Annotated in this window: 6 protein-coding genes and 1 pseudogene; all 7 read right to left on the bottom strand. The window is 66.1% G+C overall.

Going from position 1 to position 10,452, the window contains the following annotated elements:
- Positions 1 to 98: 98 nt before the first annotated feature.
- The gene (gene fadD32, locus AB0L82_RS17940) at positions 99 to 2,021 is read right to left on the bottom strand and encodes a long-chain-fatty-acid--AMP ligase FadD32 (RefSeq protein ID WP_364637129.1); all 1,923 of its coding nucleotides are present in this window, start codon (positions 2,019 to 2,021) and stop codon (positions 99 to 101) included.
- A 480-nt stretch (positions 2,022 to 2,501) separates the two neighbouring features.
- The gene (locus tag AB0L82_RS17935) at positions 2,502 to 3,476 is read right to left on the bottom strand and encodes a cutinase family protein (protein WP_364637127.1); all 975 of its coding nucleotides are present in this window, start codon (positions 3,474 to 3,476) and stop codon (positions 2,502 to 2,504) included.
- The gene (locus AB0L82_RS17930) at positions 3,473 to 4,009 is read right to left on the bottom strand and encodes a DUF732 domain-containing protein (RefSeq protein ID WP_364637125.1); all 537 of its coding nucleotides are present in this window, start codon (positions 4,007 to 4,009) and stop codon (positions 3,473 to 3,475) included. The genes AB0L82_RS17935 and AB0L82_RS17930 overlap by 4 nt, the downstream gene beginning before the upstream one ends.
- Before the next feature lie 249 nt (positions 4,010 to 4,258).
- Positions 4,259 to 6,337 (bottom strand): alpha/beta hydrolase-fold protein, encoded by a 2,079-nt coding sequence (locus AB0L82_RS17925; RefSeq protein WP_364637123.1) that lies wholly within the window; start codon positions 6,335 to 6,337, stop codon positions 4,259 to 4,261.
- A gap of 111 nt (positions 6,338 to 6,448) precedes the next feature.
- A complete protein-coding gene (locus tag AB0L82_RS17920) occupies positions 6,449 to 7,546 on the bottom strand; it encodes an alpha/beta hydrolase family protein (protein WP_364637121.1) in 1,098 nt (365 codons plus the stop codon).
- A 294-nt stretch (positions 7,547 to 7,840) separates the two neighbouring features.
- A pseudogene (locus AB0L82_RS17915) lies at positions 7,841 to 9,028 on the bottom strand (alpha/beta hydrolase-fold protein); the annotation flags it as partial.
- 190 nt (positions 9,029 to 9,218) lie between these two features.
- Positions 9,219 to 10,226 carry an alpha/beta hydrolase family protein gene (locus tag AB0L82_RS17910; RefSeq protein WP_364637962.1) on the bottom strand — a complete coding sequence of 336 codons (1,008 nt, stop codon included), beginning with the start codon at positions 10,224 to 10,226 and terminating at the stop codon, positions 9,219 to 9,221.
- Between the last annotated feature and the right edge of the window lie 226 nt (positions 10,227 to 10,452).

The raw sequence follows: 10,452 nt of genomic DNA, 5'->3' as shown, positions 1-10,452 counted from the left end.
TTGAGATTTCACCGTTCCCGTCGGGGACGGTGGTGTGCTCCAAGCATGAATGGCGCGGACCTGTCCGGCCCGCGCCACTCCACGTTAGATGCTCGGCCTCACTCCTCGTCAGGAGCATCGGGGAAGGCCTGCTGCGTGTAACCACCACGCAGCGTGCCTTCGATGTACGCGGCCTTGCATGCGGCACGCGCGATCTTGCCACTGGAGGTACGGGGAATCGAGCCCGCGGGTACCAGCAGAATGTCGCGCGCGGTCACTCCGTGACGAGCGGAGATCGCACCGCGCACCGCGTCCGCGATCGGACCTGGATCGGCCTTACCGGCGCCCGGACCACGCTCGGCCACGATGACCAGCTGTTCGGAACCGTTGTCCGCGTCGAAGGCCAAGCCCGAATGACTGTCCGCGGCAAAGACTTCGGCGGGCAGCTGATTGGCCGGGACCGAGAACGCGGCGATGAAACCGGCACGCAGCGCGCTGGACGCCTCCCCCGCGGAGTACTCCAGATCCTGCGGGTAGTGGTTGCGGCCGTCCACGATGACCAGGTCCTTGACGCGGCCGGTGATGTACAGCTCGCCGTCCACGTAGACGCCGTAGTCGCCGGTGCGCAGCCAATTGCCGTCGGCCGGAACACCTTCGGCGTGCGAACCCTCGGCGACCCGGTTGACGATCCGGTTCCGGAAGGTCTTCTGGGTCTCCTCGGCGCGACCCCAGTAGCCGATGCCGACATTGTTGCCGTGCAACCAGATCTCACCGACCCGGCCCTCGGGCAGCTCGGTCGCGCCCTCGGGCGAATCGACCGATTCGGGATCGACGATCGCGCCCCACTGCGAGAGTGCGACATAACCGCAGGACACCTGGGCGATGGAGTTCGGCGTACCGTGCTCCACCTTCACGATGCGACCGGCATTGAGCTCGGTGCGATCGACGTAGATGACCTTGGCCTCGTCCTCGTGCCGGGTGGCCGATACGAACAGGGTCGCCTCGGCCATGCCGTAGCAGGGCTTGATGGCGGTCTTGGGCAGGCCGAACGGGGCGAACGCCTCGTTGAACTTCTTCATGGATCCGGTGGTCACCGGCTCGGAGCCGTTGATCAGGCCGATCACATTCGAAAGATCAAGTGATTCACCGTTCTTCGGCACGGCACGCGCGGCGGCGTGCTCGAACGCGAAGTTCGGTGCGGCGGCGAAGGTTCCGGCGCCGTCGGAGACCGCGGCCAGTTCCTGGATCCAGCGCGAGGGCCGCCGCACGAACGCGGACGGCGACATGATGGTGATGTACTTACCGCCCACGGCGGGCAGGATCACCGTCAGCAGACCCATGTCGTGGTACAGCGGCAGCCAGGTGACGCCGCGTGAATTCCAGTTCAGGTCCAGCGCGTTCACCATCTGCAGCACATTGGTGCCGACACCGCGGTGGGTGATCTCGACACCCGCCGGGACGCGTGTCGAACCCGAGGTGTACTGCAGATACGCGATATCGTCGACCGCGATATCGGGCCGGATCCACGACTCTCCGACACTGTCGGGAATCGCGTCGACCGCGATGATGCGGGGCCGCTGCGCGGCGGGCAGACCACGGAAGAACTGGCGGACCCCGGCGGCGGAGGAGCTGGCCGTGAGGATCGCCGAGGGCGTGCAGTCACCGAGCACCGCGTGCAGGCGGTCGGTGTGGCCCGGCTCGTCCGGATCGAACAGCGGTACCGAGATGGTGCCCGCGTAGATGGCAGCGAAGAAGGAGATGACGTAATCGAGGCCCTGGGGGGCCAGGATCGCGACACGATCACCACGCTTGGTCACCTGTTGCAGACGTGCAGCCACCGCGCGCAGCCGAACGCCGAACTGACTCCAGGTCAGATCCTGATACACACCGTCGCGCTCGCGTGAATAGTCGATGTACCGGTAAGCCAGATCATCGGCGTCGTTCCCGTGGGTGTGCTTCTCGACGTAGTCGACGAGGGTGCGCCCCTCGGGAATCGTGATGTTCCCCGTTTCGTCGAGGTAATCGTCGAAAGTCTCGTCCATTCCTTCTTCTCCTCCGAGGCACACGCGACATGGGCGGCGACGATGCCGCTGTTGCCTTGTGGGGCCCCGACTTTTCGCCCGCGGGGAGCTCTCTCGAGAGCCGACCTGCAGAATTCCGTTGCGGTCTGCGCGGTGACCGTCTATTGGCTAGATGTACTCAAACCAGGGTCATGTTACAGAGGAGCCACCCTGCCATGCTCCGGAGCGGCTAAACATATCCCAGCTCACTCGACTCGCACATACGGGATCACCGGCGCGAATGCGATGGTTTGGGTGCGCCACCCCCCGCCCCGAGGGGTGGGATGTGAATTGCCGCACCCGGGTCGCCCGGGCGAGGGACGGCACGGGTGCGCCGAACCCCACTGCTGTCATCAACACCTGCTCCTGGCTGTCCGGACCGAACCGCTTACCGGACTCACCGGTAACACGACTCGCAGCACTTTACAGCGTGACCCTGAAACTGGGGGGTCGGTCGGAACTTCAGGAGTGGGCGGGATGCGGCGCGTTCTCAATCAGGCCATCTGCCCAGTTCACGGTCCACTGGGTGGCCGTGGTGCCGTTGTCATCCACCACGAATCCGTTGTAGAGACTGTGCACCGGATTGCCCGCGGCCTTCACCAGGGTGCCGACGCTGCTGAGGATGTTCATCGGGTTGAGCGCCTGTTTGGGCGAATCACAGATCATGTCGCCGGGGGCGCAGATGGTGAAGGTGCGATTGGCCAAGGCGCCGAAACCGTCTCGCGGTCCCGTCATGGTGATGCCCGGGACATTGAGCCCGCGCAGCGCCACCTCGGCGCCCACACCGGCGGGAGACTGCCCGATCTCGGTGGCCTGGCCCGGCCCCTGATCGCGCCGCCCGTCGGCGATGACCGTCACGCCCAGCACCTTGTTCTCCGGGATAGGCCCCTTGCCGGCGCCGATCTGTGCGGCCACATCACCCGCGATCACCGCGCCCTGTGAGAAGCCGGTGATGACGTAGGTGGTTAGCGGGCACGCCTTGTAGGTGGCGGCCAGCTTGTCGGTCGCGCGTGTGATGCCCTCGGAACGACTGTTGTTGTAGGACTGCTGACCGTCCGGGGGCAGCGCGATCGGATTCGAGAACTGCGCCACGTACGGAACGGTGTAGACCTCGAGCCGATCGTTCGGGAACTTCTCCCGCACCGGGTTCGAGATATTGAGCATCAGCGACGCCGGATTCGAGGCCGGGTTGTACGGGTCGTCGGCACTGCTGGATTCCCAGGTGCCCGGGACCGACAGCATCAGCACATCCGGGCAGTCCGCCGACTGCGAGGTCGGCTCCTTCGGCCCGGGCGGTTTCGGTCCCGGCAGCCGGAGCCGGCCCGCCAGCAGGTACCACAGCAGCAGTACCACGATGATGACGATCACGATCGCGGCGATGAGCAGCAGGCAACCCGCCGGTTTCGACCGGCTTCCGGAGCGGCGTCGGATGGTCACTTGTTGCAGTAACTCTTCGAGGCGACTTCGTAGTAGATCTTGCCCGCCTGATCGACCGACATCTTCGACTCGTCGAAGGACGGATCCGATCCGGCGATGGCGGTCACGTAGGTGATGATCTGATCCTGCGTGGCGCCTTCGGCGGTGCCCTGGCAGACCAGGCTGCCCGCGGTGAGCGCGATATCCGGTGCGCCCGGGTTGATTCCGCGCTTCTTGAGCTCCTCGAGGAAGGTCTTGTCGCGATCGGTCAGCGCCGGGGTGCCGCTGGGCGTGGTCAGGAACTGGCTCGGCACCGGCTGCGGACGCTCGGCCTGCGGCACCTCGCTGGGCGCGGCGTCGGAGGTCTGCGGTGCGGGCTGAGCGCTGGGTGCGGCGCCGCCGGGAGCGGTGGTGGCGGCCGCGGCCTTGGTCGTGGTCGGAGCCAGCGTGGGCGTACTCGTCGCGGTCGAATCATTGTTGCCACAGGCGGCAAGCAGTCCGGCTGCGGCGACAGTGAGCACTACGCCGAAAACCTTTCCACGGGTCCGATGCATGTGATGGATTCCTTGATCTGTCTGCGGGCACAAGGTCGCACCCAGGCTAGCGGCAACCTCGGCGCACGTCCCCGCACCCTTTGCGAACCTCATGCACTTCTCAGTGTCCAATTGCCCTCCGCTGCGCTCCGGGCGGGGGCTGCGGCCCTGATGTCCCACTTCTTCCCTCCCTCCGCTCCTCCGCTTCGCTCCCCCGCTCCACTCAGTCCAGAAGCGGGACGGCCGCAGCCCTTGCGGGCTGGTCCGGTGCTAGTTCGGACGCACTTCGGGGCCGAGAGCCGGGATTGGCAAGGGGAACATTTCCGCCGGTAGCGCCGGTTCGACGGCCGGGGCCGCCGGTTGCGCCGGGGCCGTCGGCGGTACGGGTGCGGCGGCGGGAGCCGGTGTGGGAGTGGCGGGGGCCGGGGCCGGGGCGGGAGGTGGGCCGCCGACGGGGGCGCCGATCGGTTTGCCGTCCAGGCCGAAGGCTTGGGCGCGGCCGTCCTGCACCATCACCGTGCCGCCCTGGAAGGGTTGCTGCACAGTGCCATTGGGGTTGGTGCCCTCATCGCCGATCGGGAAGCCGAGGCCGCCGTTCTCGAAACCCTGTGCGGCCCAGGCGTCCATGATCGGTCCCTTGCGCACCCCCCAGGCTCCGGAGAGCGGGCTCCAGTAGATATTGCCGCCCTCGAAGGCAACGAAGCGGCCGAGGTCGCGCAGGCCCTGCTCCTCATTGATCGGGAAGCCGAAAGGACTGTTCTCGAAACCGATTTGGGCGTAGCGACCCAGGATCAGGCCCTGCACCATATGCGCTCCGGTCTTGGGGCTGAAGTAGATCGGGCCGTTCTCGAAGCCCTGCACCACGCCGTCCTTGTTGGGGGTGGCGATCTCCGGACCGTTCGGATATCCGGCCGGTCCGCGCTCGAAACCCTGTTTGCCCCAGGCGTCCAGGATCGCACCGCGCACCATCTGCGCGCCGGTCTGCGGGGTCCAGTAGATGGAACCGCCCTGGAACGATTGGAAGCGGCCGCGACCGTCGGGCAGCGGCGCGTCACCGCCGGTCGGGAAGCCGAGGCCGCTGGCCGCGCCGTTGAGCCCGGAGTAGCTGCCCGCGATCGCGCCGCCGACCGGCTGTGCGCCGGTCGCGGGCGAGTAGAACATCACGCCATTGCGGAAGTCCTGTGCCACACCGCCATTGCCGACGGGGTACTCGGGGGTGAGGCAGTCGCCGAGCCAATTGTTCAGTGCCAGCGCCCCGCCGATGGCACCGCCGGGCTTGCAATCGCTGAGACTGCTGTCGACGCCGAGCGCGGCCGCGGTCTGCGGCCAGGACTGGCGCATCTCGAAATCCCAGTACGGCCAGGTGTGCGTGCCGGACGGGCGGTAGCTCACCTGCACCGGGATATTCAGTTTGTTCAGTTTCGCGACGAAGTTCTGAGTGCTCAAGCGGGACAGCACTTCCAGGCCCATACCCGCGTAATTGGTGGTCAGCCCGGGCAGTTCACCGGGCGGATCGGTGGCGCCCGCGGTGCCGCTGCCGCTGGAGACGTACAGTCCGATGCCCTTGAGCTTATCGGCCAGCTCGTACGGGTCGTGCGCCTTCCACTCCGGGCTGGACGGCGGCCCGAACATGGCGCCGGAATCGAATCCGCCCGCGTCCTTCATGGCGAAATTGACCATCTGCGGCATGCCGAGCGTGGTGAGGGTGAGGAAGCCGGAGTACGACGCGGCGTGCCGGACCCAGCCGGGATTGCGGGCCGCGAGCATCATGGCGGCCGAGCCGCCCATCGAAAGTCCGGATACCGCGCGCACATTGGTGGCGTGCCACTGGCTCTCCAGCAGCGGCGGGAGTTCCTTGGTCAGGAACGTCTCCCACTTGTAGTTGCGGCCCTGATCGGGTTGCAGCCAGTCGGTGTAGAAGCTGGACTGGCCGCCGACGGGCAGCACCACGGTGACGTTCTTGTCGGCGAAGAATCCGGCGGCGCCGGCGTCCTTGGTCCAGCCGTTCTCGTCATCGGTGGCGCGCAGGCCGTCGAGCATGTACATGACCGGGAATTTGGCGTCGGGTTTGGCGCGCCAGTCGCGGGCCAGCAGCAATTGCACCTCGACGGGTGCTCCGGTGGCGGGTGAATTGACCCAGAGGGCCACCCGGCGATCTCCCAGCCACACCGCTTTCTGCACGGTGGCGGGCACGCTCGGGGCGGCGTCGGGTTCGGCGGCGGCGATGCCCGCGCCGGTTATCCCGCCCGCACCCCCGAAAATACCTGCGGCCAGCGGAAACACGGCTGCGGCGGCGCATGCCGCCCAGCGTCGGCGCGCCCGCTTCGTCCCACTGACAACTCCAACCACACAAGTGTTGTACCCCCGATCAGGTCCGCCGTCCGGTAGGACGCGCGGTAATCGAGGGCACTACAGCAAACGACCGGTTTCTTTTTGGACTCGTCCGGTACGAGTTCCCGACTACGCGCCCAGCGCCGCCAGAATGTCCGGGCGCGCACCGGTCAACTGGTCTTGCCAATAGCCCCACGAATGCGTGCCCTTGGTCGGCAGGCTGTAGTGCGCGCCGATGCCGAGCTCGTTCATCCGGGACATGAACGAAACCGTGTTCAACATCGAGAGCGCCTCCAGCGCCACCGCGTTCAAGGTGTTGAACGCGCCGTTCTCCGGATCATCGTGCGCGCCCAGCACACCCCAGGACGCCGAGATGTACATGGGCAGACCGCGCAGCTGCGGCGCGAAGACGAACGGATCCATCCGCAACCACTGCGGGCTCCACGGCCACGCCATCGAATCCACATTGAAGCGACCGGCATCGAGCATGGCGAGCCGGATGGCCTCGCGCATACCCGGCGCGGAGATGTTCAGGTAGCCCGAGAACGAGGAGGCGTGCTTGAACATATCGCGGTGATACGCCGCCAGCGCCAGCGCCGCGGAACCGCCCATGGAGAGTCCGGCGATCGCGTTCTTGGTGCGGGACACCCCCATCGGCTCCAGGAACGCGGGCAGCTCCTCGGTCAGGAAGGTCTCCCACTTGTAGGTGAACTTCTGGCCGTTGGTGCTCGAGGGCGCACGCCAATCGGTGTAGAAGCTGGACTGGCCGCCGACCGGCATCACCAGGTTGATGTTGTCGTCGGCGAACAGCTGCAGCGCGTTGGTCTCGAATGTCCAGGCGTTGAAGTCATCTCGCGCGCGCAGGCCGTCGAGCAGATACAGCCCGGCGTCGCCGCCGTTCTTGGCCCACTGCACCTGCACCTTCACCGGGCCCATGCTGGAGGGCACCATGAATTCCTCGAAGCGCGGGCGCGGCGGGGGTTCGGGCGCGGGCTCGGCGGCGGGTGCGCCGGGTGCGCCCGGCGGCGGGGCGGGCGGGGCGGGCTCGGCCACCGGTGCGGGCGTGCCGCCCGTCTCACCGGCGGGTTCGACTGTGCCATCGGGTGATTGGCGCAGCGGACCGGTGGGCGCGGCCTGCGCCGTCCCGGCGATGCCGGGCAGTCCCGACATACCGGGCAGCACGGCGACACCCGGGAGGGCGGTCACCGCCAGGGCGGTCGCCAGCACCCGGCGACGCCAATTGTGCGCGCGCCCGGCAGCCGAGGTGCGCTGGGACGAAACAGTTTTCCGAACCGAATCTGGGCATGACGCACCCGTTACTGCCATCAGAATGTGCTCCTGAACCGCAAAGGGGGAACGACACCAAACGTGACCGGCGTCACGGACAGGGCAGCACTTTACCGGTGCATAGGGGGTAACTGGCCGGTATCTCGGTCAGCTGGCGTGTATTTCGGCTTTTCCGTCGCGAAAGTCGATGAATCCGTGCTGGAAATTCTGCCGCACGCCATTCGAAATAGGACTTTCGTCGCTAATCGGAAATCCGAGTGCCCCAGTCGGTCCCGCCGCTCCCTCGTACGCGCCGCCGATCATTCCGCCCACCGGATGCGCCCCACCCGCCTGCGACCAGAACACCCGGCCGCCCTTGAAGTCCTGCGCCGCACCGCCCGCCACCGCGAACTCCGGTGTGAGGCACTCACCGAGCCATGATTTCGCCAGCGCCACAGGCAGAATCGCGCCCGCCGACGCGCACCCCGGTTTGGCGGCCTCCACACCCAGCGCGGACGCCGCCTGCGGCCAGGACTGCCGCATCTCGAAATCCCAGTACGGCCACGAATGCGTGCCGGACGGACGGTAATTCACCTGCACCGGAATGCTCAGCTTGTTCAGCTTGGCCACGAACTGCAGCGAGGAGACCCGGGCCAGCATCTCCAGCGCTGTCGCCGTGAAACTGGTGCTCACCCCCGGGATGCCGGCGGGGATGTCGTAGACGCCCACCAGTCCGCTGCCGCTGGAGACGTACAGGCTCACGCCCTTGAGATGTTCGGCCAGCGCGTACGGATCGTGCGTGCCCCACTCCGCATCGTTGATCGATCCCCACATGGCATCGGAGTCGTAGCCGCCGGAATCATGCATGGAGTACCGAATCGCCTGCGGCATACCGAGAGTGGTGGTGGTCAGCACGCCGGAATAGGAGGCCGCGAAACGCGCGAAGCCGGGATTGCGGCCGACCAGCGTCATGGCCGCGGTGCCGCCCATGGACAGGCCCGCGATGGCGCGCACATTGCCGGTGCGCCATTCCCGGTCGAGCAGCGGCGGTAATTCCTTGGTGAGGAATGTTTCCCACCTGTAGAACTTGCCGTTGTCGGGCTTACGCCAGTCGGTGTAGAAGCTGGACTGACCGCCTACCGGGAGCACCACCGTGACGTTCTTGTCGGCGTAGAAAGCCTGTGCCCCCGCATCTTTGGTCCAGCCGTTCTCGTCATCGGCCGCACGCAAACCATCCAGCAGGAAAAGTGCCGGGAATCTGCTGTCCGGCTTGATATTCCACTCTCTAGGCAGCAGCAGCTGCACTTGGATCCGGGTCCCCATCGATGGCGAATCGATCCACAGGGCGACCCGTCTATCGGTCAGCCACACCACATTTCGAATAGCCGGTATCGACGATACTTGCGCCGCACCGGGATCCGCCGTGGCAGTCCCTCCCCCGATCAGAACCGTCGTAGCCGCCGCAAGCGCCACGAGCCCACCCCACCCGGGTCTCCGTCGTCTACCTCTTGCCACAGGTGCAACACTAGTTCGCTTCCGCCCCTGCGGCTTCCGAACTTCGCCATACACGAAGGACCGGCCACCCCGTCGGGATGGCCGGTCCTGTATGTCTAGATTTGCCGGAAACCGGAAATCAGGAGTTCAGCGCCGCGAGAATCTGCGGGCGAGCCTTCCACAGCTCCGCTTCCCAGTTCTTCCAGTTGTGCACGCCGATCGCTGGGTAGTCGTAGGTCACATTCTGACCGATACCCAGCTGATTCATCCGGCCCTGGAACAAACGGGTGGTGACCATCGAAATGGCTTCGATGCCCATGGCATTGGCGGTATTGAACACACCCGACGCCGCATCGGCGCCACTGGGCAGACCGCTGGAGGCCGAGATGTACATCGGCAGACCCTTGAGCTGCGGCGCGAACACCGACGGGTCCATGCGCAGCCACGCCGGGCTCCACGGCGCGGCCATGGAATCCACATTGAAGCGACCGGCATCGAGCATCATGACGCGAATGGCCTCACGCATACCCGGCGCGTTCCAGTTCAGCGGACCGGAGAACGAGGAGGCGTGCTTGAACATATCGCGGTGGTAGGCGGCCATGCGCAGTGCGGCCGGACCACTCATCGACAGCCCGACAATGGCGTTCTGCGTACGCGAAACACCGTATCCGGCAAGGAAATCCGGGAGCTCTTTAGTGAGGAACGTCTCCCACTTGTAAGTGTACTTCTGACCATTGGTATTGCTCGCCGAAGTCCAGTCCGCGTACCAGCTGGACTGACCGCCGACCGGCATCACCAGGGTGACATCGTCGTTCTCGAATTGCTGCTGGGCGTTCGTCTCGAACGACCAGGCGTTCTTGTCATCGCGGGCGCGCAGGCCGTCGAGCAGATACAGCGCCTTGTTGCCGCCGTTCTTCGCCCACTGCACCTGCACCTTGACCGGGCCCATGCTGGACGGGACCATCAGCTCTTCGTAACCGCCGGCCGGGGTGCGGTGCACCGGGCTCGCGATCGGAGCGGCCATGGCGATCGTCGGGGCCGCGACCGCTGCGGCGGTCGGGATGGCCAGCGCCGCGGCGCTCGCAGCCAGAAGTCGTGTTCCCCATCCACGCTGAACACCACGTCTGGACTGGACTCCACCCGGCATGGCAGACCTGCCGAAACGCATGGATACTGCTCCTTCTCTACTGCTGTTGGTTCAGTTGTAGTCGCTCTGCGCGAACGGGCAATACCGTTGCTGCATAAGCGATCAGCACCCACGACGAATCCCGACGCTCCGAAGTGAGTGAGGCGCTCCCACGGTCTGGTTACATGCGCTCGCTGGAGGGTATTCGACCTTCCACACGGTTGGCAAGGTGATGCTAAATCCAGAC

This window comes from Nocardia sp. NPDC052001 (assembly GCF_040680615.1).
Classification (GTDB): Bacteria; Actinomycetota; Actinomycetes; order Mycobacteriales; family Mycobacteriaceae; genus Nocardia.
This window is presented reverse-complemented; position numbering and strand designations above follow the sequence as displayed.